We start from the raw sequence: 24,775 nt of genomic DNA, 5'->3' as shown, positions 1-24,775 counted from the left end.
AGCTTATGAGTTATCTCGTCCACGAATTGATCGTCCATACAGCGCAACGCACGCCGCAGGCGGAAGCTCTGTGCTATCAAAAGCAGCGGCTCAGTTACGCTGACCTGGCGCAGCAGATTCAACTCGTTTCCGAGGCGCTTCAGATCTTGGATCTTGTTCGGCATGACCGCGTTGCGGTATTCCTCGAAAAACGCATAGAGAATGTGGTGGCGCTGTTCGCAGCATCTGCTGCTAGCGCTGTTTTTGTTCCGGTCAATCCTTTATTGAAAGCGGAGCAGGTCGCTTATATTCTCAAGGATTGCAATGTCAAAATTCTGGTGACGTCGTCCGAGCGCCTCTCTGCCTTGTTACCTGTCCTGAAGGATTGCCACGCGCTGCAAACCTTGATCGTCGTCGGTAAGCACATCTCTGAAATTAACGAATTGAATTGCCGTGTCCTGCTCTGGCAAGATGTCTTGACTATGGCATCTGCGCGCATCACACAGAAGCACCGGTGTATTGATCGTGATATGGCTGCGATTCTGTACACATCCGGCAGTACAGGTAAGCCCAAAGGGGTGATCTTGTCTCACCGTAATTTGATTGCCGGTGCAGAGAGTGTTGCAGAGTATTTACATAACAACGCATCGGACCGGATATTGTCGGTCTTGCCTCTTAGTTTTGATTATGGGCTGAGTCAGCTCACTACAGCGTTTTTGGTGGGCGCGAGCGTCGTGCTGATGAACTATCTGATGCCGAGGGATATTCTCAATGCCGTTGCCGAAGAGCGAATTACGGGTCTTGCTGCGGTGCCGCCATTGTGGTTGCAGCTCGCACAGCTACGCTGGCCGGAAAAATCGAGTTTACGCTATATCACCAACTCTGGTGGTGCCATGCAGGGGGCAACACTGAGCAAACTACGGCAACTTTTACCTGAGGCGAAGGTATTTCTGATGTATGGATTAACCGAAGCGTTTCGCTCGACCTATCTTACGCCTGATCAGGTAGACATCAGACCGGATTCGATTGGCAAAGCGATTCCGAATGCAGAGATTCTGGTCCTCAGATCTGATGGTAGCGAATGTGCGCCTGATGAGGCTGGAGAGCTGGTACATAGAGGCGCCCTGGTGTCACAAGGTTACTGGAACGATGAAGCGAAAACCCAAGAACGTTTCAAACCGATTCCCGGTATTGCTGCAGGGCTGGTTTTTCCCGAAATTGCAGTGTGGTCGGGTGATACCGTGCGGCGTGACGCAGAGGGCTATCTTTATTTTATCGGACGCACTGACGATATGATTAAAGTATCTGGCTATCGTATCAGCCCGACAGAAATCGAAGAACTGGTCTCCGGTTTTGAACACGTGAGCGAAGTGGCTGCGATCGGCGTTCCGCATCCCGAATCAGGTCAGGCCATTGTGCTGGTGATACAGCCAGACAAGCTGGATAGTATCGACATCAATGTGCTACGCAAGGAGATGCAGCGCCACTTACCGGGCTATATGCTGCCATCGCATATTGCCGTAACGGCGGAGAATTTGCCGCGCAATCCTAATGGTAAGATTGATCGCAAACTCTTGCAGCTACGCTTTCATGAACTTTTCGTATCGGTATCTCAATGAAGCAAGTCAAACCTGTACATGTGATGCAAACGCAGTTTTCAACCGTCGAAGGTGAGTTGCAGCTCGGTGGTATGTCAATCCGTCGCCTGGCGCAACGTGTTGGCAGCACGCCATTCTTTGCCTACGACAGACAGGCGATGACTAACAGAGTGGCGCATGTACGCAGTCATTTGCCACGAGAAATATTGCTCCACTACTCGCTCAAAGCGAATCCGATGCCGGCGGTCGTGCAGCATATGGCGGGTCTGGTAGATGGTCTGGATGTCGCCTCGGGCGGCGAATTAAAAATTGCACTCGATACGCCTGTTACCCCGGCAAAGATCAGTTTTACCGGACCGGGAAAAACGGATGCCGAGTTAGCTCAGGCTATCGCCGCCGGTATTGTCATCAACCTGGAATCCGCCGGAGAATTGCGGCGCATAGACCGGCTGGCAAATGCCTGCGGTGTTCAGGCCAATGTCATGGTCAGAGTGAATCCGGACTTTGAGTTGAAGTCTTCCGGTATGAAAATGGCCGGTGGCGCCAAGCAATTCGGTGTGGATGCTGAGCAAGTGCCAGCCCTAATGAAGGAGCTAGCTGCGGCGAATGTTGAATTGCATGGTTTCCAGATTTATAGCGGTTCTCAGAATTTAAAATCAGACGCGATCATTGAAGCTCAGACGAAGACTTTTGAGCTGGCGCTGGCTTTATCCGCTGATGCACCGGTGACACCACGACTGATTAATATCGGTGGTGGATTCGGTATTCCTTATTTTCCTGGCGAGCTGCCTTTGGATATTGCGCCTATCGGGCAGCATTTGCAGTATTGGGTCAATCAGCTGGCGACGCGTCTGCCTGGTATGCGTATCGCAACAGAAATGGGGCGTTATCTGGTCGGTGAGGCGGGAGTCTATATCACCAGAATCGTGGATAAAAAAATGTCACGCGGACAAGTGTTTTTGATCACTGATGGCGGCATGAATCATCACCTGGCGGCATCCGGTAATCTGGGACAAGTCATCCGTAAAAATTATCCTGTCGTTATCGCCACGAAGATGTATCCGGATGTAAAAGAAGTTACTTCAATCACCGGGCCTTTGTGTACGCCGCTGGATTTGCTGGCCGACCGGATGGAACTTGCGCATGCCGACGTTGATGACCTCGTGGCAGTTTTTCAGTCGGGAGCTTACGGATTAACCGCAAGTCCGACTGATTTTTTAGGCCATGCCAGACCGAAAGAAATAGTGGTCTGAGTCAACTAAGTTGTAACCCTGCTTCACTAATTTTCTGGCCTGCCGTTAACTATTTCTATCGCATAAAAGTTACTCTGGCAGTCGTTACATGCGGATGTTTATTTCTTGTTCAGATCTCATTGATTACTTATCGAATCTTGATTGGATTTTCATTGAGTCGGCATTGAATCTTCATAAAAGCTTTATGAAATCATGGTTCACTGACAGGACAAGAAATCAATTGACATCATCCCCGTGACAACTATGCTGACTAGGTGTCAATATTCCCCCTCTTGTAAAGCAGCTCCTATGATTACCCCAATATTTTCCACTGTACTGAAACGAGTCAGCAGATTGCGCTTGATGTGTTTAATGATATCGGCTCTGCTCGTCGCCTGTGGCGGTGCTGGTACTGCTGTTTCCGGTGCGACACCGCAAAATCCAACGCCGCCTATTGTCGCCATTCCTCCGGTCGTCAGTACGCCGCCTGCCACGCCGACAACGCCGGTTCCTCCGGTCAACGCGCCTGATACGACCGTGGGTTTGATTACCTCAGTCAAGATGCAGAATACTGGCGCAGATCAAAGCAATGTCCCGTTCAGCTTCGGGCATGTTTTTGCCAAGGGGGATGTTCCTGCTTCCAGCAGCATTAGTGCCAAGCTCAGTGACGGCAGCGTCTTGCCATTGCAGCTTGACGTGAAGGCTAGTCATGACGACGGTTCCTGGCGTCATGCCGTGGTGTCGGGTGTCCTTCCTAAACTCATGGCAAATCAGACCGAGACGATCAGCTTGCTGAAAAACACCGCACCCAATACCACTCCCGTCTCTGGGACGCCGTCGGCTTTACTTGCTGCCGGTTTTACGGCATCGGCGACTGCAGTGATTGGCGGCGTAACCTATTCGGCATCGGCGGACGACTTACTGAAGTCCGGCCAGTACACGAATTGGCTGGCAGGTTCCGTCGTCAATGAATGGCTGGTGTCGGCACCGCTGAAGACCGCGCAAGGCGCAACACATCCCCACTTGACGGCGCGTTTTGCGATTCGCTCATATACCGGACAAAATAAGGCCAGAGTCGATGTCACGATAGAAAATAACTGGGCTTACGAACCAGCTCCGCAAAACATCACTTATGATGCGCAAATCAAAGTCGCGGGACAGTCGGTCTATACCAAGTCTGCCCTGGCACACTACCATCACGCACGCTGGCGCAAACTGTTCTGGTGGGGCGCAGAGCCACAAGTGCATATCCGTCACAACACGGCCTATCTGATCGCGTCTAAAGCGGTACCCAATTACGATCAGAGCATCGTATTTTCTACACCATCTTTTGCCACGATTAAAACTCAGTTCACCGGTGCCGCTGTTGAACCCATGGGCAATGGTATGGCCTTGCCATCGATGCCGAGCCCCGGTGGCCGGCCGGATATCGGCCTCATGCCGGGATGGGCTGCAAGCTATTTATTGAGTATGGATAAGGACGCCAAACAGGCAACCTTGGGTACAGCGGATCTGGCGGGTAGCTGGTCTATGCATTACCGCGATAAAAATACCGATCGTCCCATCAGCCTGCTCGATTATCCGTACATGACCATACTCGGTAATTCTGGCGACACCTTTAATCCGGCAACTAAAAAGCTCGAAGCTTTTCCAGCGTGCGGCGGTGTGTGTACGAACCCGAATGTCGCAGACTCCAACCATGAGCCTGATTTTTCTTACCTGCCTTATCTGGTGACGGGAGATTATTACCACTTAGAAGAACTGCAATTCTGGACCATATGGAATCTGTTTCAAAGTAATCCCGGCTACCGTGACAACATCAAAGGTTTGTTCAACCGCACACCAGTACGTGGGCAAGCTTGGATTCTGCGCTCGCTGGCAGAGACTGCATTTATTACACCGGATAAAGATGCCCTGAAGAGCCAGTTCGCTACTTTTTTAGCGACCAATCTGGACTGGTATAACACTAGCTATACCAACAATCCGAAACCAGACAATACGCTGGGTGCCATCTTTGATCTGTACTCGACGGAATACAATGACAAACGTGGCATTGCCCCCTGGATGGACGACTTCTTTACCTCTGCAGCAGGACGTGCCGCCGAGTTGGGTTACAGCCAGGCCTTGCCTCTGTTGAAGTGGAAAGCAAAATTCCCAATTAGCCGGATGAATGATCCTTCTTATTGCTGGATACTGGGAGCGATCTATTCGATGAACGTCCGTGATACGGCAACCAGCAGTTATTACACGACGATCGGTCAGGCTTATCTCGCCAGCAGCCCTGCGACCTTGACTTCGCTGGCGTGTAATAGTCCTGCAATGGCCGCTAATCTTGGTCTGAAGGTCGGAGAGATGACGGGCTACGCTTACGGCACAGAGGGCTTTCCTTCCAATATGCAACCGGCGCTTGCTTACAGCGTGGACTCTGGTGTGGCAGGTGGTGCAGACGCATGGAAAATATTCATGAACCGTAGCGTCAAGCCCGACTATTCAACGAATCCAGAATTCGCCGTTATTCCTCGCTAGTACCGGATAGCGAAAAGCATGAAATCCCTGCGGGGTTTCATGCTTTTTTATTTGTACTGCCCGATGCCCATAAACTCACCATGCCAGATCAAATTTGTTTATAATTTGATATTAAATTAGGCAATCATCTTTGAAGGTCCATTTCGAGTTAATTTAGCGCCGGTTTTGGTACAGGTGCCAATCATGGATCAAAAGTCAGCTGGCACGACCTGAGCAAAACTACAAACCTATGCAAAACCGATGCAGCTATTAACTTTTAGCACCCTATTCCCGAACGCACAGCGACCAGGTCACGGTATCTTCGTAGAGACCCGTTTGCGTCATCTGCTAGCGAGCGGTCAGGCGACATCGCGGGTGGTCGCGCCGGTGCCGTGGTTTCCAGCGACCCATCCCGTGTTTGGTCAATATGCGAGTTTTGCCAAAGTGCCTGAGCGTGAGACGCGCTTTGGCATTCAGGTTGACCATCCGCGTTATTTCTTGCCGCCTAAAGTCGGTATGCATATTGCACCATATATGCTGGCAATGGCGGCCAGGCCTTGCATCGGCCGCATGATGGACGAGGGATATGACGTCGATCTGATTGATGCGCATTATTTTTATCCCGATGGCGTTGCCGCAACCAAGCTGGGGAAGTATTTCAACAAACCGGTCGTGATTACGGCTCGTGGTTCGGACATCACCTTGTTACCCTCGTATCCTCGTCCCAGGAAATTAATCCTTGAGGCTGCCGCCAATGCCAGCGGTGTGATCACTGTCTGCAATGCTTTGAAAGATGAGCTGGTGCGTTTGGGCGTGCATCAGGACCACGTTGTTTCTCTGCGCAATGGCGTTGATTTGCAATTGTTTCGTCCGGTTGACAGAGAGAGTGCTCGCAAGGAGCTGGGTTTAAGTACGTTCACCCTGCTCACGGTCGGCCATCTGGTACCGGTCAAGGGGCATGAGCTGATTATCCGGTCTTTGCCCTTGTTGCCGGAAATGAGGTTGCTAATTGCCGGAAATGGCATCTTAAAACAGTCGTTAGAAAATTTGGCGAAAGAGCTCATGGTCAGCGACCGGGTTACGTTTTTAGGTGCTCTGCAGCAAGATGAATTAAGAAGATATTACGGTGCTGCCGATGCTATGATTCTCGCTTCTGAGCGCGAGGGTTGGGCGAATGTTTTGCTGGAGTCCATGGCATGCGGTACGCCGGTAGTAGCCAGTACTGTATGGGGTACGCCGGAGGTCGTGGCGTCGCCGGATGCCGGTGTGCTGATGGTGGAACGGACGCCTGCCAGCCTGGTGCAGGCGGTACGGCGTTTGCAGGAGCATTATCCCGACCGGTCGGCGACGCGTCGTTATGCGGAGCAGTTCAGTTGGGACGCGACCACGCAAGGACAGCTTGCGCTGTTTGAAAAAATTCTGAATAACAAGCGTCGGAAACGGTCGTAGTTGCTGTCAGTCGAATAACCAGTGTTAACTATACTGGACTAAGTATATTTTCAATGCGTAGGTAAATAGTGCGGAATTGGCATAATTTATAAAAAATAAGGGGGAGTATATGCACGGTCTGATCATTGCCTCCCCTCCTGCCTGATATCGCACGGTCGATTCCAGGCTATCTGAAGAGGACATATTGTGGAAAGCGCCCTGTGGAGTATCAACCTGTTAGCCCTGGTGTATTTGTGTTTCTGGGCGATTCGTCAGGATAACGCTGAGCAAGAGGCGCAGGCAGAACTAGCCAAAGCCCGGGCCGTGCGTCAGGAGGAACATCAGGCGCAACCTCAGATGCCACATCAAGCAGAACACAGCGTTGAATAGAGAGCCGCATGCGTGATATTTTTTTACTGGCGATCTTGCCGCTCCTGGTCTACTCCATCTTCAGGCGTCCGTTTATCGGCCTTGGCTTGTGGATCTGGACAGCCTTATTCAATCCGAACGGTTGGGTCTATGGCATGGCCACCACGATCCGCTACAACTTATTGTTTGCGGCGCTCACGATCGGTGTGTTTTTCCTTTCAAAAAACAAGCCCAAAGTCAAACTCACCGGCGTTGCCGGGCTGGTACTGTTATTTTTTATCTGGACCACGCTGAGCAGTATTTTTTGTGTCGGTATTGCCGAGGTGACCTGGGATTTTTGGGGGCGACTCGCCAAGGTTCTGGCGCTCTTTCTATTCGTTCTCCTCATCATGGAAAAGAAATTGCATATTGATTTTTTCCTCTGGTGCATGATTTTTTCCGTCGGTTTTTATGCCGGTGTCGAAGGCTTGAAATATGTCGCCAGCGGCGGTGCACATAATATCGAAGGGATGGCTGGCCATGTCCTTGGTGATCGTAACGAACTGTCACTGGCGATGGCGATGTTATTGCCTATCTGTTTTTATTTACTGGGTGAGTACGGGAAAAAATCCTGGGTGCTCAAATTCGGTTTGCTGGGACTGATCGTGCTGGTGGTCACGGCGATTATCGGTACCAGTTCACGCGGCGGTATGATTGCTCTGGCGTCGGTTGGCGGCTACCTGTTTATCAAGAGTAAAAGAAAGCTGCTATTCGCTTTCCTGTTCGTTTGTATCGGCAGTGCGATGATCGGTTTGATTCCGGCAGAGTGGTTTTCGCGCATGGATACGATTAGCAATGCCAGTCAGGACGGCTCGTTCATGGGGCGGGTGATTGCCTGGAAATTATCGTTCATTCTGGCTGCCAAAAATCCGCTGTTTGGCGGTGGTTTCAAAGCCCTGGAGAATGGTCAGATCTGGTATGCCTTGTCTCAGGATTTTGATCTGTATTCGTTCTTCTATACTGGTTCTGCGGTACCAAACCCGTTCCTGTCGCGTGCTGCGCATAGTATCTATTTTCAGGTACTCGGCGATCACGGCTTTGGCGGTCTGATTATTTTTGTTTCTATTCTTGGTCTGTCTTTCCTGAACGCAGGCCGCGTTGCAAAAAAGACGCGGGCAGCCAACGGGCCGGAATGGTTGTTCAGTCTGGCAACGATGTTACGTCTATCGATATTTGCATATGCCATCGGTGGCGCTGCATTGAGCTTTGCCTATTTCGACATGATTTACGCGCTTTTTGCGATTGTGATTGTGCTCGAACATAAAATCTTGCCAGACGTCATCAAGGCTGACCAGCAGCGCCAGCAGGACGCTGCGCAGGTGACAGAAATGCCGCCAATTGCCGTGTCCGTTGCATCGTGAGCATATGAATTTTCGTGCATTTATTGTAACATTACGGTTTCATATCATTTTGCAAATAAATTGCTTGCTGAAGGTGTGAATCGCATCACTTTTCGCCAACTTACTTCCATGCTTGACTAGCGGGGCTGCAATACATGACTGTGCATACAAAGAACGGCCTCCTGACCTCTGCGTTTATTCGCATCATGGGCAACAGTATTGCGCGTCTGAGCAAACAAAAGCGTGTCTGCATCATCACGTATCACCGGATTCTCGAACATGCCGATCCTTTGCTGGATAACGAGCCGGATGTCGCTACTTTTTATTGGCAGATGAAAGTTCTGGCAGAGCACTTCAATGTACTGCCGCTGCACGAGGCAGTCATTGCCATGAAAGAAGATCGTCTGCCGCCACGCGCCGTCTGCATTAGCTTTGATGATGGTTACCGGTCTACGCATGATCTCGCTTTGCCCATCTTAAAAGAATTCAATTTGCCCGCCACCGTATTTGTTACGACGGCCTATCTCGGCGAGGGCAATATGTGGAATGACAGAATCATCGAAGCGATTCGCCGCGTGCCCGACGGTCCTCTCGATCTGCAGGAAATCGGTATGGGCATCCATGCATTGCATAGCCTTGCTGACCGCCGTCAACTGATCAAAAAAATTAACGACGGTTCAAAATACCTGTCCTCAGACGATCGTTTAAACGTCATCCTGAAACTGGAGAAACTCACGGGGGACAAATCCAGCGCTGGCTTGATGCTGACGCGTGACATGCTGATCAATCTCACCAAGGCTGGTATTGAAATTGGCGGTCATACGATTACCCATCCTATCCTGACCAAACTCGATGACGATGTCGCTCGCCATGAGATTGTTGGCAGCAAAAAAGTATTGGAAGAAATCATCGGTAAGCCCCTGCGTCTATTCGCTTATCCGAATGGCAAAGTCGGTAAAGATTTTGATGCACGACATCTGGCGATGGCGAAGGATGCTGGCTACGTCGCCGCATTCACGACCGCGATTGGAGCGGCATCGAAGAATGACGATTTCTATCAAATTCCACGCAGTCGTCCATGGGATGTGACACCGTTCCTGTTTCAGCTACGCTTGCTGCGCTGGCTTGCCGGGCTTGGTTCTTACGGTGACCGGAATATTCACGATATAAAAAAACGTGCCTTGCTGATTGCCTTCCATTTTCCACCACAATCGGCAAGTAGTGGCATACAACGTACCTTGAGTTTCACGAGGAATTTGCCGGAATGCGGATGGGAGCCGATGGTGTTATCGGCGCATCCTATGGCGTATGAGCAAAAGAATTCTTCGCAACTGAATCACTTGCCGCCGACTACTATTGTCAAGCGTTCGTATGCTCTCGATGCCAAACGTCATCTAGGCATCGCCGGACGCTATCCTGAAATGATCGCCTTGCCTGATCGCTGGATTTCCTGGTTGTTTTCGGCAGTACCTGTCGGCCTGTATCTGATCCGCTGCTACCAGCCTAAAGTGATCTGGTCGACCTTTCCTATTTCAACTGCGCATCTGATCGGCCTCTGTTTACAGCGCCTGACCGGTTTGCCATGGGTGGCCGACTTCCGCGATCCTATGCTGCAATCCGAGTATCCCAAGAGTAAATTACAAAGAAAAATTTACGCCTGGATAGAGCGTCAAACCATGCAGCACTGCACCAGGGTAATGTTCACCACGCAAAGTGCATCGAACTCGTATAAAAAACGGTTTCCCGACATCCCGCAAGAAAAATTCATGGTCATCGAAAATGGCTATGACGAAGATGGTTTTGCTGCAGCAGAAGCTGCTGCAAAACACCAACCTGTAAATGGAGAGCGTAGCAAAATCACGCTCTTACATAGCGGAGTGCTGTACACCGAGGGACGGGATCCAAGCGCTTTTTTTGCGGCAATTGCAAACCTGAAAGCCAAGGGCTTGCTGAGCCAAAACAATTTTGAAGTGATTCTGCGCGCACCTGGTGATGATGCACACTTCGAAACGATGATACAGCAGCATGGTCTGACTGGCATGGTGCGCGTCGCCAACCCGGTTCCTTATCGCGAAGCATTGGCGGAAATGCTGGAAGTCGACGGTTTATTGCTATTCCAGGGAACGCCTTTCAACCGTCAGATTCCTGCAAAAATTTATGAATACTTTCGTGCCAGAAAACCGATTTTTGGCTTGCTCGATCTTGCCGGCGATACCGCGAGTGTCTTGAATGCTGCCGGATTTCATGACCTGGCGGCGATGAATTCTGCTGATGCGATCACGGAGGCTTTGTTAGGTTTCGTTGAAAAAATTTATGCAGGGCAGGCTCATGTTGCCAGTGATGCCGTGGTCTATGCCTCTTCCCGCAAGCACCGTGCACGTCAGCTTTCTGAATTATTTGAAGAAGCCAGTGAAAGCACTGCTGACTCTGTTTTGATGATGTCGCATCACCATTAAGCGATGAAATTTATTCTGACCATCATCATGAAGAGCGCACCCCATGAGTAATGAATTACGCTCGAAGACTATCCGTGCGATGGGGCATCTCGGTCTCGGTAGCGCGATGGGTAAAGTGATGTCACTCGGTACGACCCTGATCCTGGCGCGTATTTTGAGTCCTGCGGATTATGGTCTGATCGCGATTGCGATGATTGTTATCGGGTTTATCGGCTTCTTTAATGAAGTCGGTATCGGCTCGGCCATTGTTCAAAAAACGGAGCTGACCACGACCGAGGTGAATGGCTGCTTTGTGATTGCCTTGATGGTCAGCAGCGTGCTGGTGTGCCTGACGGTAGCATCAAGTGGTTTGATTGCGGATTTTTATGAACATCCCCAATTAAAAAAAATGATTTCAGTGCTGGCAAGCGGTTTTATCTTTGGCGCTTTCAGTACAGTACCCATGGCGTTCTTGCGCAAGGACATGCAGTTTAAAGCGATTGCCGGTGTGAATATTCTGGCGACGCTGATACAAAGTATCGTCAGTCTGGTGCTGGCATTGCTCGGTTATGGTGTCTGGTCTCTGGTCTGGGGTTTTGTGACGGCCAGTATCGTTACCAGCACAGGATTCTTTTTGCTGTCTTCCTGGCGTCCGCGTGGTGCTTACGGTATACGTGAAGCCAGCAATCTGGTGATCTACGGATTGCATGTGACGAGCACGCGGATTTTCTGGTATCTCTACACCAATGCAGATAAAGCCATTGTAGGAAAAATGCTCGGAGCGAAATCTCTGGGGATATATGACATGGCATTTTCATTAGCAACTTTGCCCAGCGCCCAGATCACGACCTTAGTGATCAATGTCGCTTCTCCTTTATTTTCCAAGCTACAAAAAAATCTTGCCGAGTTATCGTCGGTCATGTTGCAACTCACGCGTGGCGTTGCCTATGTCACTTATCCCATGCTGATCGGGATGCTGGTGTGTGGACATGAATTAATTATGGTGTTGCTTGGTCCAGACTGGATTGATGTGCTGATACCATTTCGCGCACTCTGTCTGATGGGACTGATTAAATCCGTTGATCCCTTATTGTCCCAAGTGCTCACCAGTACCGGCAACGCAAAAAAACTGTCGGCGTACACCGCGATGTGCAGTGTCGTGATGTTGCTCGGTGTTGTGGTTGGTGCCATGCTGGACGGTCTGCGAGGCGTGTCTATTGTCTGGGTGCTGATCTATCCACTATTGTCGGTCAAGCTATTACGTGATGTTAGTGCAGTGATTGGCATGCCTATGCTGGCCTACTATCGCACTCTATTGCCAGTCTTGTCAGGCACCGTCGCGATGGGAGCAGTTGTCCTGGCCGTGCGTGAGCTCACGATCTCGTCTATTCCTTCGGTACATGCTTTGCTTGCTCTGGAGATTGTCAGCGGCGTGATCAGTTACTTTTTCTGGATAGTCTATTTAGATAAAAAGGGGCTGGCTCAGATTCGTCAGACCTTAATTGATCTGGGTATATCCGAAACGCGCCTTAACCGCTGGCCGTTTATTCGCCACACAGAACCTACATAACATCATGTCACATCACAAATCAGATCAGCCAGCAGTCGTTCTCGGTGGCGGCGTTAATGCATTAGGGATAGTGCGCTCTCTGGGCGGCGCAGGTGTCGCTGTAGTGGTCATGGACAATGATATGAAGTCGCCGGCAATGCTGTCGCGCTACGGTAAAAAAATACGTGTACCGACGCTGGAAGGTCAGGCCTTAGTCGATCACTTATTGCGCTTCGCCACGGGCTACGCGGTACCGCTGATGTTGTTTGCCACCGAGGAAAAAACGGTCAGAACAATATCCGAATACCGTGATCAGTTGAGTACCGCTTACCATCTGCGTTTGCCGCAACATGAACGCCTGATGGCACTCATGCACAAACAAGGATTTCAAGAGTTGGCCGAGGCGAACCATGCGCCTATTCCTAGGACCGTCAGGCTGCAAAGTCTGGATGATCTTGCGCAGGCAGAGCAATTGAAATTCCCTTGCGTGTTAAAACCCAGTGAAAAAAATTATGCCTACGGTGCTCGGTTTAAAAAGGCTTATAAAGTACTTTCTGCTGAAGAATTGCGAACGATGTATGCAGAGATTCACCCCGTACTTGCCGATATGGTGGTGCAGGAGTGGATCGAGGGTAAGGACTCGGAGATTTATTTTTGCCTGCAATATCTGGGCAAGCAGGGCGAACTGGTCGCTTCATTCACTGGCAGAAAAATTCGCTCATGGCCAATCCGTATTGGCGGTACTGCAAGCTGTACCTCTGCATGGGAATACGATCAGGAACTGACGCAAAAGACCAAGGCATTTTTTGACCAGGTCGGATTCACCGGCATGGGTAGTATGGAATACAAGCGCGATGAACGTGACGGCCAGTTTTATATGATCGAGCCTACGGTAGCCCGGACAGATTTTCAGGAAGAGGTCGCGACAATCAATGGTGTCAATATGCCGCTCGCTGCGTATTTGTATGAGAACGGTTTGGCATCGCAAGCGGCGAAACGACCAGATCAGGCGATGGTATGGCGCGACCCTAAGTCAGACCGCTGGGCGTTTGAAGAAGGTGGAAATGTCGTTGACGAGCGCTCGCGCTCATTACCTGTCGCCGATGCGTATTGGCGCTGGAATGATCCTGTGCCCTGGGTATATTTTATGTGGGACAGAGTAGCGCAGCGATTCTCGTAAAATTCATATTAGCAATATTAAAGTTAATTAATAACGGTAATCCATATGTGAACAAGGCAGCGATCAATCGCGCTGCCGTGCACAAGAATCAGGAACAAGATAATGAATCACATGAAGCAATTGGTAAAAGATAAGTTGGGGCTGAGCGTTTTCCCTGCGCAATCTATAGAGACCCATTTAAAAGCAGCGGCAGACTGGATACTTCAGGCGCAGTTGGGTACAGCGGATGACGGCGTTGCACATAGTTACGATATCCGTGCGAAGAAGTGGCTCGCGTCTTATCCGGAAACAACTGGTTACGTTATTCCTACGCTTTATGATTATGCAAAGCACTACAATGCACCTCAATACGCAGAAGCCGCTCGCAAGATGACCGTATGGGAGTGCGATATCCAGCTTCCGGATGGTGGTGTTCGCGCCGGGACGATGGATGCGGAGATTGTTGCGCCGACTATTTTTAATACCGGACAAGCACTGTTCGGCTGGGCCAAAGCGTATCAGGAAACGGGTGATGAGCGCTTCCGCATTGCACTGGCAAGAGCGTCAGACTGGCTGGTTGCTGCACAAGACGAAGACGGTGCATGGCGCCGGTTTCCATCTCCTTTTACAACGTCAAAACTCAATAGCTACAACACACGCTCAGCCTTCGGTCTGGTTCGTGCTTACGAAGCCATAGGGAATGCACGTTATCTGGAGGCGGCAATTGCCAATGTCGAATGGACACTGGCGCGGGCGCATACGAACGACTGGTTGCCCGATAACTGTTTATCCGACAATCAGGATTTGACCGCATTAACCCATACGATTGCCTATTCGATTCGCGGCATTTTAGAAGTAGGCGTCGCTGCCGGACGACAAGATTATATCGAGCGTGCAGTACGCATGGCGAAAGCGGTCGCAGCGCAACAGCGGGGCGATGGCGCATTGAATGCCTTCTACACGCCGGAATGGAAAACTGCCGTGAGCTGGAGCTGTGTCACCGGAAACTCACAGATGGCGATCAACTGGTTGCGTCTGGCGCAGCTGACGGGTGAGACCGCCTTAGTTGAATATGCAAAAAAAGCCAATCGCTTCAACATGAGTATTCAAAATCTGACTACCGGTGACTTGCATGTGCGCGGTGCGATGAAAGGTTCACACCCGATTAACGGTGGCTATATGACGTATCGTTATCCGAACTGGGCAACGAAATTTTTTATGGATGGATTGATGTTGGAGCAGTTGTTTAACAAAGTGAACAATATCGGATAAGTCCAACTCCTGGCGATCTTTGAAAGTACTGGACGGTACCGTTTACGCGATCGATCTACCGTTTTTTTCTAAATTTATTGCTATCTGCTTATGTTGAATGTGTTTTTTACTGTTGACGTAGAAATCTGGTGTGGAGGATGGAAAAACCTCGACGCCCGGTTTCCGCAGGCTTTTCAGCAATATGTATATGGCCGTACGCCGCGAGGTGAATACGGTCTACGTTACCAGTTAAAAGAGCTGCGCGATCACGGTTTATATGGTGTCTTCTTCATTGAACCTTTGTTTGCTACTCGTTTTGGTATCGAGCCTTTAGCAGAAATTATTGGTCTGGTGCAGGAATATGGCCAAGAAGTCCAGTTGCACATGCATCCCGAATGGGTCGATGAGGCGCGTGAACCCTTGCTCAAAAACAGTGAGCATAAACGGCAATTCATGCGCCAGTTTTCGCTGGAAGAACAAACCGTCCTGATTGCCAAAGGCGTGGAATTGATTGAAGAGGCGAACGGTGGTCGCGTCAATGCGTTTCGTGCGGGGAGTTTTGGATTTAATCGCGATACCTTGCACGCATTGGCGGCGAATCATATTCCCTTCGATAGCAGCTACAACGCCAGCATGATGGGACTAGAAAGTGGCGTGTTGCCAGGTCAGGTACTGCATGATCCTGTCTTCTGCGACGGAGTGCTTGAATATCCGATGACGATCTTTGACGACGGCACAGGCAAACACCGGCATGCCCAGCTCGGTGCCTGTTCGAATCTGGAGTTGGAAGGCTTGATGCAACAGGCTTTAACAAACCAGCGCCAGTCCTTTGTAATTCTTTCGCACAATTTTGAACTGATGAATGCACAGCGCAATAATGGCGACCTGATTATGATCAAACGTTTCCGGCGTTTTTGTGAGTTTATGGCGAACCATAAAACGGACTTCCAGATGCGTGGATTTCAGCAGCTGTCGATGGACACCATGCCTGGTCATTCCACTGTACTTACTTCACCTCTGTGGAAAACTGCACACAGAACGGTCGAGCAAGTTTTGCGTCGCAGATATTGAGTCATTGATTAGGCCGATATAAAAAACTGCAATCTCAAAACTCACTCCCGAAACCTCGTGCTAAAGACGAGCAGAGGATACTAAGAGAATAGCGCTATCGTATTTATATAAAACAACCCGCAAGCCGGGTGCGCCTCCTGGCACAGAATGCCTCTGGAAGTCGCATCCAGCCTGCGGTTTCAATTGACAGAATTTTTAAAACCTTTTAATCCATATTTCATGGAGTCGCTTATTGCTCCGTTCTTTTCTCTGTGTTTCCGTGTGTCTGTGGTGAGAGGTTTTGGTTTTTGCGTAAAACCTAATTGAGATAAGGCTTGTAGTCATGAACGATCAGCATGTTGATTATCTGGATGGCTGGCGAGGCTTGGCAATCCTGTTTTTATTAATAGGCCATTTTTTTCCTATACCGGGAATTAACTTTGGGCGGGTAGGCGTCGATTTTTTCTTTGTGCTGTCTGGCTTTCTGATGTGCCGGCTTCTTTTCATCAAAGAAGTTCCTATTACAACATTTTATCAACGTCGCATATCACGGATATTTCCTGCTTTTTTCAGCTTTGTGATTGTAGTGCTGATCTATTTTTTTCTAACGGGTAAGCTGATTGATTGGGCGGAGACCGGTGTTGCGAGCCTGTTCCTAAATAATTATTTCCCCGGAAAAGTCGGACACGCAGTTATGCCTTTCGGCCATATATGGTCTTTGTCCGTAGAGGAACATACCTATATTTTCCTGACTTTGGTCGCTGTCGTCGTTAGAAAACAGTATCTCACCGCCCGTTTGGCACTTGCCATCGCTGTGGCCGTTTCAGTTGTTCTTGGCCTCAGCTATTGGATGTTATTTCCGGCACAGAAATTAGAATTTGAGCTGTGGGCACATTCGGAAATTTCCGCTTACGGCATTCTGTTTTCAGGCTTACTTTTGTTATGTCTGCAAAAGGTAAAAATCCCGGTTTTGCCTGTTCTGGTTTATCCGGTTTTGATTGTGTTTGGTCTGATGTGTTACTGGTGGTCTATGCCTATTCCGCTGCGAGGTTTTATCGGAGTCGGATTGTTTGCAGTTGTCCTTAATATTCTCAGTACTGCGCCAGCCATAGTAAAACGTTGCCTCTCATGGTGGCCCTTAAAGACATTAGGGCTTTGGTCTTTTTCTATTTATCTTTGGCAGCAGGTTTTTTACCTGGCGCATCATAGGGATGGATTGTCGGCCATCATCGCGCTTGTCCTAGCTATTGTTTGCGGGATTGCTTCTTACTACCTGATTGAGAATCCTGTACGTCATTGGCTCAATGAGAGATGGGCGAATCCTGCACCCTTACATGGATGGAGCAAAGTCATGTCGAATGACGTGAAATGAGATCAGATGAGATTGTTAGCGAGAATGCCGGAGTAATCACAATGTTTGTTCAAAATAAAAAAATAAGAAAATTTATCGCGATCTTTGCTCATAACGAATCGCTGAATATTATTGCGTGCTTACAAAGTGTGAAAAAGGCGATTGCTGACGGAGATCAGTGTCTGGTGTTAAACAATGGGAGTAGCGATAACACGGGAGAGCTGGTGGAGAAATTCGCTCAAGAAAATCCCTTCTGTAATTTGAAAAATATTCAGATCGGGGATAAGTCGAATGCCTGGAATGTTTTTATCCATGATCTGCACATACAAGCAGATCATTACTATTTTTTGGACGGTGATTGCAAGGTCTTACCGGATGCGTTGACTGCGCTGGAGCAGGCATTGCACCAACATCCGGAAGCGCATGCCGCCGCAGCCTTACCTGCTGATGGCATTGGTGATGAAGACAGGAATTTGTTATTACGTGAAGGCGGTCTCTGCGGCAATCTTTATGCTTTGTCAGGCAGATTTGTCGGTCAGTTGCGTTCGTCAAATGTGCGACTGCCAGTGGGTTTGATCGGCGATGATTCTTTGATTGGCGCACTGGCATATTGGGATTTAAATCCTCAGCAAAGCTGGGATATGCATAGAATTTTTATTTGTGAACAGGCACGATTTAGCTATGATCCGCTGTCAATGTTTTCCTTTCACGATCTGCGCTTGTATTACCGCCGGAAAATTCGTTACAGCCTCAGACATTTTCAAAACAAGATGATTAAGTCACCCCTGAAGATGGGTGGACTTAAGGGGCTTCCTCCTCACGTCAACCAACTGTACAAAGAGCACGCTGGTGAATTGACCTTATCTTGGCGAGGAGTCGATACCTGGTTTGACAGACTCGCACTGCAGCGTATTAAGCAATCAGCTGACAAAGAGATCGTTATGATTCGTGAAGATAGGTAATACGCTCTGCATCAATGTGGTTTCGGATAACCAAAAGCAATAAAAAAGCTTGCCATGAGCAAGCTTTTTTATTGACTGAATAAAGTGTTAACTCAATTGATTATCTGGTGATTACTCAGTTACTTTACGACGGCGTATTCCAAGTGCTGCCAATCCAAGACCCAGCAAGGCGATCGATGCCGGCTCCGGTACATTAGTGCCGGGCGGATTACCAGGCGGATTGCCTGGAGGGTTCCCACCTGGCAAGCTTGATGAACCAGCATCAAGAACCAGATTGTCAAACTGGTGGTAAGGAAACCCCTGACCCCAGGTGACCGAATCAAGATTTGCGAATCCACTGAACAGGAACGTAGTGAAGCTCAGGTTCGTCGTCAGCTGGAACGATTGCGTAATGGTGCCGCCGCCGTGTACGTTACCAGTAAAGGTAATGTCTTTACCGGTTTCAAACGTGTAGTAATCGTTCAACGATGCGAGATCAATCGAGTCCAGCTCGAATACGCTGCCATCAACCTTGCTTAGTGTCGTGACGCCGTTACCCAGTCCATCATTAAACAGGCTTGTAGAGCCGTAATACCAGGTCATGATGTGACCGTTATACAAAAAATTCACATCGCCAGTACGGGCAGAGCCGAAGCCAGCATTTGAGGTGAACAAGAAGCCGTTCTCGGTGTAATTGACCGGACTGACGAACCCTGTACCGCTAGTTGTCAGAGGATCGAAACCAATAGTCGTTGCGCTAGCGCATACAGATAATGGCGCTAATGTGGCGAGCAGAGCTAATTTAACTAAATGCTTTTTCATGATATTCCTTTACAAAAACTTTAATATGAAAAGAGCAAGAATTGAGCCTGATTCCCTAACCTATTGAAATATAAAGGTATTTGTGAAAATTCTTATTTTTTCAGTGGATGTTTGTAAAAAATTTCGACGTTTATTTTCTCTTTAATTCCTCTGCGACCAAGGACTTCGCCTGGCTGAATATGGCAGGATAAATGTGATTGCAGGCAACTTTTTCCTCTTGGATCCGGATCTGATTTTCTAAGAAATTGTCTTCTCTGAGCGGTGTACCAAACGTATTTCCTGCTACCTGGCGGGTACGTTTTTCCAGAACACGGTTCAGTATGATGTCTCCCAGACTTTGTTTGAAATGCCCGGCTTCCCAATACCATTTGGTGATGCTCTTAATGTCGCCTTTAGCCGGGATCACTTCACATTGCGCTGTTCCGTAACCGCTGAAATCCCATAATGTTAGTCGGGCGTCTGGATGAGCCTGATTCGCGGTATTGACTTCCGTGAGCAGCATTTTTTTCCAGGCTTCAAATGAGGGCCACAACCCGACTTCCTCAAATAAAGCCAGAATTTGCGCATGATAGGGATAGATGATGATATGAGCTTCCGAGTTATCGGTGGCAATCATGGCCAGCGTAGCACGCAAGCCGTCGAGCTCTGGCGAGCTATTTGTTTGCGGATAACGTAGATCATGCGGCTTACGGGTAAACGTTTTTGCATATTCCAATGCTCGCTGCTGAAAAATAACGTAGTAGCCTTCTTCGCGCGCAATTTTTTTATATTCATGCAAAGGATTGAGTCCGCGGGGACTGATTGTTTCTGCCTCAGTATTGTTTTGAATCTCTATCGTTTTGATGGCATCGCTGACTGAAGTTAATGAGAATAGGGCATCAAATTGCCATTGAATCCCATTGACATCATGCGGATGAGTGTTGAGTTCGTGTACTGATGGTGATACCGGTATCTTCGATCCATCGACCAGATAGTCTAAAAAGTCGACGCCAAGAATGACAAAATCTGGTTTTTGACCAATGCTGCGTAAATAGGCGAGATCGCGTCTGGTTGTTGCCATTTTGGTGCCAGACAAGGCCATGTTGTAACCGGACAAACCCGCCTTGGCAAATCCCTCGTAATCTGGATTCAAGCCATATTCAGCCCGCGAGTTGCCAAAAATGAGTGCATTAGCTTTAAGCTGCCGGGCGTTACTCAGTTTGATTTCTTCCTGATAGCGATCTGGTTGCGGTTTAATCTGATTAATTCCGGCAATCTCCACGACGTGATAGAGCCGGTAGGGATCAATCGTTACGACAATCGCTATTACTGCGAAAATACCTGAGGCAATAACGATCAGGATCAGACGAAGAAAACGGACAAAGGCTTGTTGAGTCTGCATGTCGTTTCCTTAAAACTGAAAATAGAGAAACTCAGCCGGGCGATTAATCAGCAGCAGACTTGCCACCAGAAGCAGGCCTATCCAAAGCGCCCATACCAGGGTAGGTTGCCAGGTCAGGTAGCGCGTAACGAACGAGCTGCGGATTTGCCCTGATTGATGATCCAGGGCTGGGTTAAATTTGTCCATGACTTCCTGCGTATTTGGCAGAAAAAAGGCGATGGCAGCGGCGACCAGAACCCAGATATAGGTTTGGACAAAACGAGTACCGCCACCCAGGTAGAACGTGACACCAATGTGCTCTAGCATTGCTTTTAGTCCGCCGAGATGGGTGCCGATATTTTCGGGAATCCCGATACCGTTCATATTCAACATGCCCTGAATAATTGCACTGGCTCTGCTGAAATCTGATGCGCGGAAAAAGACCCAGGCAAAGCATACCGCTGCAAAAGTCAGGCAGACACTACATAACCGCCACCACCGCGAACTCAGCGGCAATCGCAGACGATGCGCTAGTCCTGCCCAAGCATGATTCACCATCAGGTAGGCGCCATGCAAACTACCCCAGATCACAAAATTCCAACCTGCACCATGCCACAAACCACCGAGCACCATCGTAATCATGAGGTTTGCATAGCGACGTACTGGCCCTTTTTGATTGCCGCCCAGTGCGATGTATAAGTAGTCGCGTAAAAAACGGGACAAGGTCATATGCCAGCGTCGCCAGAAGTCGATGATATTCACTGCTTTGTAGGGCGAATTAAAGTTCAGCGGTAAGCGGATACCAAACAAACGGGATAAACCTATCGCCATATCGGAGTAGCCAGAAAAATCAAAATATAACTGAAAAGTGTAGGCAAGCACGCCACCCCAGGCGACCAATAAAGACGGACTATCCGTCTGATCAAAGAAGAATGTCGCATGGACAGCCAGGCTGTCTGCAATCAAGACTTTTTTTGCCAGACCCATCGCAAAAATGGCAATACCGACGGCAATATTTTCAGGCAGGCAGCGATAGGTTTTTGCATCGCCAAATTGTGGCATCATCTCTTTGTGATGTAATACCGGTCCGGCAATCAGGTGCGGGAAATAGGTAACAAAAAGCAGATAGTGTGTGAAGCGATACTCTTTGACTTTGCCCTGATAAGTATCGACGAGAAATGCGATCTGCGTAAAAGTAAAAAATGAAATACCAATAGGAAGGATGACGTGTAATACTGGAAAATTACTTCCGGCTAATGTATTGATGCTGGTGATATAGAAGTCTGCGTATTTGAAGTAGGCGAGCAACACAAGATTCAGCGCAATTGCGCCAACCAGCCAGAGTTTTGCCTTGCTGCGTTCTGTGTGACCAATACGCCAGCCCATCCAATAATTGAATGCGATAGATGCCAGCAACAGAGGCAGGTAGCGATAGTCCCACCAGCCATAAAAAAACAAAGATGCCAGTGCCAGCCAGCCAGCCGCCAGTTGATGACTGCGTTTTGCCAGAGCAAAAAATACGACGGCCGTGATTGGCAAAAACAGCAGTAAAAAACTAAAAGAATTAAATAGCATGGTCTACAATATTTTCATTCAAATTCTACAAGCAAAGAAACGTATCCCCCAATGTTGATGCGTCTTTCCAAGGCATATACGTCCGAAAGCCGCATGGATAATGCGGATTCGGTTACTGGTATGCCCAAAAACATGACCAGAACATAAGCCTTAGTGGCGTCCCGATACCTCAATCGAACCGTTCCGTCAGTTCCGCACAAGCAGACTCACAAGGCTTAATCCTGATACTGTTTTGGTGAGGAAGATTTACTGAATACAGCAGCCAGGTATCCCCACAAATTGTCGAAGCTACGTGCAAACCAAGTCTTTTTATGTTCAGTCACTCTGCCGATCAGATAAGTGGACAGGGCAATCAATATAGATACGCTAAGTATGTCGATGACACTATTAGTGTCATGTCGATAGAAGTGCAGCCAGATTGAAATCACCAGCATGTGAGCGAGATATAGCGTGAAGGTATAGGACGAAATCGTTTTTATACTGCGGGTAAATTTTTCCAGAATCGTAAATCTGGCATAACGCGCACACCAAAAATTGCACAATACTATGAGGCATACCAAGTAATCTGCAAGATATCGGCTGGCACTCCCGAGCATTAATGAGGGAAATGGCCAGATTGCTTCACCTACTATAGTCAGGTTTTTGTCTGCATCTAGGTACTCAAAAAGACCAAATACCAGAATGCTGATACCCCAGCCGATTCTTGCTGTGGCAATACTCAGTGGAAATCTATTTTGTTGGTGGTAAAGAAAAACGCCGCTCATCCAGACCGGTAACAACAACCATAGCTTATGCCCCAATACCAGAAAAACGAATGCGCTCAGAAGTACTCTTTTATAAGACGAAAAATAATACAGCGTCGCAAAAAAAATGTAATACCAAACTTCATAACTCAGTGACCAATAAGGAATAAGCCATGGCGGTACTTCGGACAAATTCCATAACTCACCCAGAAAAAGCAGATGAAACGGGATGTACACATAGGCTTTAGAAACTTCATAATACGCTTGCGATGGGCTGCTGAAATAGGTATTGCAAAGATAATTCAAACAAAATGCTGCTAACAAGAGCGGCAAAGCAACCGAGTAGATACGGGCGCAGCGCGCGACCACGTATTCCCGCAAATTTTGTTGTTTTACCTCGGTAGTAAAGGCAATCACATAACCGGATAAGACGAAAAAAATAATCACGGCCTCACGACCAAATTCAGGAATGTACTTGCCAAGCTCGCGGCTGACAATTTGCTGTCCGTTGAAATGATCGAGCACGACAAACACCGATGCCAGAAACCGGACGATATCGAGATAAAGTGAATACGGTTTATTCATAATTGCGATTCGTCATCAGGTATATCGACGAAATGGCTCACCTGCCTTAGTTGTTACGCTTATGTGAATCTCAGAAAACTTGATAAAACTTGATGGCAGTGTGAGGGCGCTTATTTGACACCTGCTCAATACCTGTCAACGTTTCATTCATGCTGATTAATTGCTGATTAATTGCTGATTCAGCGCTAATTCAACGTACATTTAATTCAGATCTTTTTGCCCTGCTCACGCCGGTTCTTCAGATCAGGTTTAGGTTTTCTTTGCTTTGATCAGGGCCGGATAGATTGTCTGGTATCGTGCCACGCTGACTTTCCAATTTCTTTCTGTCTCTACAAATTCTCTCGCTGCCTTGCGTAGTCCTGGCCAGCGTTCTGGTTTTTCAATCAGATCTACTACTTTGTCTGCCAGATCTTGTGGATTATCCGCCTGGAATAGCACACCGGTCACGCCGTCCTTGATCAGTTCCAGATGACCGCCCACGTCAGAAGCAGCCAGCAGGCGGCCTTGTGCCATGGCTTCAAGTGGTTTTAAGGGTGTGACTAATTCAGTGAGACGCATGCGCAGGCGTGGATAGACCAAGACATCGACGAGGTTGTAATAGCGCTGCACCTGATCATGCGGCACACGCCCCGTAAAAATAATATGGCTGGCGATATGCAATTGATTTGCCAGTGTGCGCAGCGCGGCTTCTTGTTGTCCTCCACCGACGAGCAGAACACGGATATCCGGATTTTTCTTCAACATCAGCGGCAGGGCTTGCAGCAAGATCAGTAAGCCCTCATACGCATAGAAAGATCCGATAAAACCCAGCGTTACTTTTCCTTCCAGTCCCAGTTCTTTAGACAGTTGCAGGTCCGCAGTTTCTCCCACACGGAAATTCTCGATGTTGACCGCATTAGGGATCACTGTCACTTTTGATGCCGGTATGCCGCGCTGTACGATATCGCTGCGCAGGCCTTCGCAGATCGTCGTGACAGCATCGACCTTACGAATCGCATAGGTCTCCATCGCTCGCGTGAGCCTGTATCGCAGGCCCCACTCTGTGCTGGTGCCGTGATCGACTGCAGCATCTTCCCAAAAGGCCCGGATTTCATAGACAACAGGGATGCCTAATGCGCGTCCCACCCGGAGAGCGGCGATCGCATTCAGTGCGGGGGAGTGAGCATGCAAGACATCGGGCTTGATTTTTTTCGCAACTTCCAGCAAACGTTTTGCAAGACTGTTGATCACTGCTAACTGATTTAGTACCGGTAGTTTGGCGAGCATCCCGGCACTACGCGGCGTACGAAAAAAATGCCATCCGTCAACGTCTTCCTCAGACTTCGTATAATTCGTTTGTTTCGGGCTAGTCAGATGAAACGTCTCCCATCCCAGGGCACGCTGCTCTTTCAGAATAGAGATCGTTCTGAAGGTGTAGCCACTATGTAGCGGTATTGAATGGTCGAGGATATGCAGGATACGCAT

18 protein-coding genes are annotated in these 24,775 nt (G+C 48.7%); 13 read left to right on the top strand and 5 right to left on the bottom strand.

The annotated features are described in order from the left end of the window. Positions 1-5: 5 nt before the first annotated feature. The 13 genes from ACO0K4_RS02265 to ACO0K4_RS02205 all read left to right on the top strand — a co-directional run bounded on the left by ACO0K4_RS02265 (position 6) and on the right by ACO0K4_RS02205 (position 18,247). Positions 6-1,598 carry an acyl-CoA ligase (AMP-forming), exosortase A system-associated gene (locus ACO0K4_RS02265; protein ID WP_422954972.1) on the top strand — a complete coding sequence of 531 codons (1,593 nt, stop codon included), beginning with the start codon at positions 6-8 and terminating at the stop codon, positions 1,596-1,598. Further along, positions 1,595-2,830, top strand: coding sequence for a pyridoxal-dependent decarboxylase, exosortase A system-associated (locus ACO0K4_RS02260; RefSeq protein ID WP_422954971.1), 1,236 nt, complete (start codon positions 1,595-1,597; stop codon positions 2,828-2,830). Before ACO0K4_RS02265 ends, ACO0K4_RS02260 begins: the two co-directional genes overlap by 4 nt. Positions 2,831-3,118: 288 nt before the next feature. After that, complete coding sequence (locus ACO0K4_RS02255) at positions 3,119-5,335, top strand: hypothetical protein (RefSeq protein ID WP_422954970.1); 2,217 nt, start codon at positions 3,119-3,121, stop codon at positions 5,333-5,335. Between the two features lie 240 nt (positions 5,336-5,575). Continuing rightward, complete coding sequence (locus ACO0K4_RS02250) at positions 5,576-6,763, top strand: glycosyltransferase family 4 protein (protein ID WP_422954969.1); 1,188 nt, start codon at positions 5,576-5,578, stop codon at positions 6,761-6,763. 186 nt (positions 6,764-6,949) lie between these two features. After that, on the top strand, positions 6,950-7,132 hold the full coding sequence (locus tag ACO0K4_RS02245; protein ID WP_422954968.1) for a hypothetical protein: 183 nt from the start codon (positions 6,950-6,952) through the stop codon (positions 7,130-7,132). A gap of 8 nt (positions 7,133-7,140) precedes the next feature. Next, a complete protein-coding gene (locus tag ACO0K4_RS02240; protein ID WP_422954967.1) occupies positions 7,141-8,511 on the top strand; it encodes a putative O-glycosylation ligase, exosortase A system-associated in 1,371 nt (456 codons plus the stop codon). A gap of 134 nt (positions 8,512-8,645) precedes the next feature. Next, complete coding sequence (locus tag ACO0K4_RS02235) at positions 8,646-10,946, top strand: polysaccharide deacetylase family protein (RefSeq protein ID WP_422954966.1); 2,301 nt, start codon at positions 8,646-8,648, stop codon at positions 10,944-10,946. 43 nt (positions 10,947-10,989) lie between these two features. Further along, positions 10,990-12,495 (top strand): lipopolysaccharide biosynthesis protein, encoded by a 1,506-nt coding sequence (locus ACO0K4_RS02230; protein WP_422954965.1) that lies wholly within the window; start codon positions 10,990-10,992, stop codon positions 12,493-12,495. A gap of 4 nt (positions 12,496-12,499) precedes the next feature. Then, positions 12,500-13,654: a carboxylate--amine ligase gene (locus ACO0K4_RS02225; RefSeq protein WP_422954964.1), complete on the top strand. Its 1,155-nt coding sequence runs from the start codon at positions 12,500-12,502 to the stop codon at positions 13,652-13,654. 111 nt (positions 13,655-13,765) lie between these two features. Further along, on the top strand, positions 13,766-14,905 hold the full coding sequence (locus tag ACO0K4_RS02220) for a pectate lyase (protein ID WP_422954963.1): 1,140 nt from the start codon (positions 13,766-13,768) through the stop codon (positions 14,903-14,905). A gap of 90 nt (positions 14,906-14,995) precedes the next feature. Continuing rightward, positions 14,996-15,955, top strand: coding sequence for a polysaccharide deacetylase family protein (locus ACO0K4_RS02215; RefSeq protein WP_422954962.1), 960 nt, complete (start codon positions 14,996-14,998; stop codon positions 15,953-15,955). Between the two features lie 322 nt (positions 15,956-16,277). Further along, positions 16,278-17,306 (top strand): acyltransferase family protein, encoded by a 1,029-nt coding sequence (locus tag ACO0K4_RS02210; protein ID WP_422954961.1) that lies wholly within the window; start codon positions 16,278-16,280, stop codon positions 17,304-17,306. Continuing rightward, positions 17,303-18,247 carry a glycosyltransferase family 2 protein gene (locus ACO0K4_RS02205; RefSeq protein WP_422954960.1) on the top strand — a complete coding sequence of 315 codons (945 nt, stop codon included), beginning with the start codon at positions 17,303-17,305 and terminating at the stop codon, positions 18,245-18,247. The genes ACO0K4_RS02210 and ACO0K4_RS02205 overlap by 4 nt, the downstream gene beginning before the upstream one ends. A 111-nt stretch (positions 18,248-18,358) precedes the next feature. Here the strand turns inward: ACO0K4_RS02205 and ACO0K4_RS02200 are convergent, their stop codons facing one another. The 5 genes from ACO0K4_RS02200 to ACO0K4_RS02180 form a co-directional block, all read right to left on the bottom strand. Continuing rightward, positions 18,359-19,048: a PEP-CTERM sorting domain-containing protein gene (locus tag ACO0K4_RS02200; RefSeq protein ID WP_422954959.1), complete on the bottom strand. Its 690-nt coding sequence runs from the start codon at positions 19,046-19,048 to the stop codon at positions 18,359-18,361. Positions 19,049-19,178: 130 nt separating this feature from the next. Further along, complete coding sequence (locus ACO0K4_RS02195) at positions 19,179-20,429, bottom strand: hypothetical protein (RefSeq protein ID WP_422954958.1); 1,251 nt, start codon at positions 20,427-20,429, stop codon at positions 19,179-19,181. A gap of 9 nt (positions 20,430-20,438) precedes the next feature. Continuing rightward, complete coding sequence (locus ACO0K4_RS02190; protein WP_422954957.1) at positions 20,439-21,983, bottom strand: MBOAT family O-acyltransferase; 1,545 nt, start codon at positions 21,981-21,983, stop codon at positions 20,439-20,441. A gap of 215 nt (positions 21,984-22,198) precedes the next feature. Continuing rightward, complete coding sequence (locus ACO0K4_RS02185) at positions 22,199-23,311, bottom strand: acyltransferase family protein (RefSeq protein WP_422954956.1); 1,113 nt, start codon at positions 23,309-23,311, stop codon at positions 22,199-22,201. 249 nt (positions 23,312-23,560) lie between these two features. Beyond that, complete coding sequence (locus ACO0K4_RS02180) at positions 23,561-24,775, bottom strand: TIGR04063 family PEP-CTERM/XrtA system glycosyltransferase (RefSeq protein ID WP_422954955.1); 1,215 nt, start codon at positions 24,773-24,775, stop codon at positions 23,561-23,563.

This window comes from Undibacterium sp. RuTC16W, assembly GCF_049339445.1.
Taxonomy (GTDB): domain Bacteria; phylum Pseudomonadota; class Gammaproteobacteria; order Burkholderiales; family Burkholderiaceae_D; genus Undibacterium.
Note: the sequence above shows the minus strand (reverse complement) of the source record. Positions and strands in the feature narration are given on the sequence as shown.

Coding starts and splice junctions, on each gene's coding strand:
- ACO0K4_RS02265 (WP_422954972.1), top strand. CDS start 6: ATGAGTTATCTCGTCCACGAATTGATCGTCCATACAGCGCAACGCACG.
- ACO0K4_RS02260 (WP_422954971.1), top strand. CDS start 1,595: ATGAAGCAAGTCAAACCTGTACATGTGATGCAAACGCAGTTTTCAACC.
- ACO0K4_RS02255 (WP_422954970.1), top strand. CDS start 3,119: ATGATTACCCCAATATTTTCCACTGTACTGAAACGAGTCAGCAGATTG.
- ACO0K4_RS02250 (WP_422954969.1), top strand. CDS start 5,576: ATGCAGCTATTAACTTTTAGCACCCTATTCCCGAACGCACAGCGACCA.
- ACO0K4_RS02240 (WP_422954967.1), top strand. CDS start 7,141: ATGCGTGATATTTTTTTACTGGCGATCTTGCCGCTCCTGGTCTACTCC.
- ACO0K4_RS02235 (WP_422954966.1), top strand. CDS start 8,646: ATGACTGTGCATACAAAGAACGGCCTCCTGACCTCTGCGTTTATTCGC.
- ACO0K4_RS02230 (WP_422954965.1), top strand. CDS start 10,990: ATGAGTAATGAATTACGCTCGAAGACTATCCGTGCGATGGGGCATCTC.
- ACO0K4_RS02225 (WP_422954964.1), top strand. CDS start 12,500: ATGTCACATCACAAATCAGATCAGCCAGCAGTCGTTCTCGGTGGCGGC.
- ACO0K4_RS02220 (WP_422954963.1), top strand. CDS start 13,766: ATGAAGCAATTGGTAAAAGATAAGTTGGGGCTGAGCGTTTTCCCTGCG.
- ACO0K4_RS02215 (WP_422954962.1), top strand. CDS start 14,996: ATGTTGAATGTGTTTTTTACTGTTGACGTAGAAATCTGGTGTGGAGGA.
- ACO0K4_RS02210 (WP_422954961.1), top strand. CDS start 16,278: ATGAACGATCAGCATGTTGATTATCTGGATGGCTGGCGAGGCTTGGCA.
- ACO0K4_RS02205 (WP_422954960.1), top strand. CDS start 17,303: ATGAGATCAGATGAGATTGTTAGCGAGAATGCCGGAGTAATCACAATG.
- ACO0K4_RS02200 (WP_422954959.1), bottom strand. CDS start 19,048: ATGAAAAAGCATTTAGTTAAATTAGCTCTGCTCGCCACATTAGCGCCA.
- ACO0K4_RS02195 (WP_422954958.1), bottom strand. CDS start 20,429: ATGCAGACTCAACAAGCCTTTGTCCGTTTTCTTCGTCTGATCCTGATC.
- ACO0K4_RS02190 (WP_422954957.1), bottom strand. CDS start 21,983: ATGCTATTTAATTCTTTTAGTTTTTTACTGCTGTTTTTGCCAATCACG.
- ACO0K4_RS02185 (WP_422954956.1), bottom strand. CDS start 23,311: ATGAATAAACCGTATTCACTTTATCTCGATATCGTCCGGTTTCTGGCA.
- ACO0K4_RS02180 (WP_422954955.1), bottom strand. CDS start 24,775: ATGCGTATCCTGCATATCCTCGACCATTCAATACCGCTACATAGTGGC.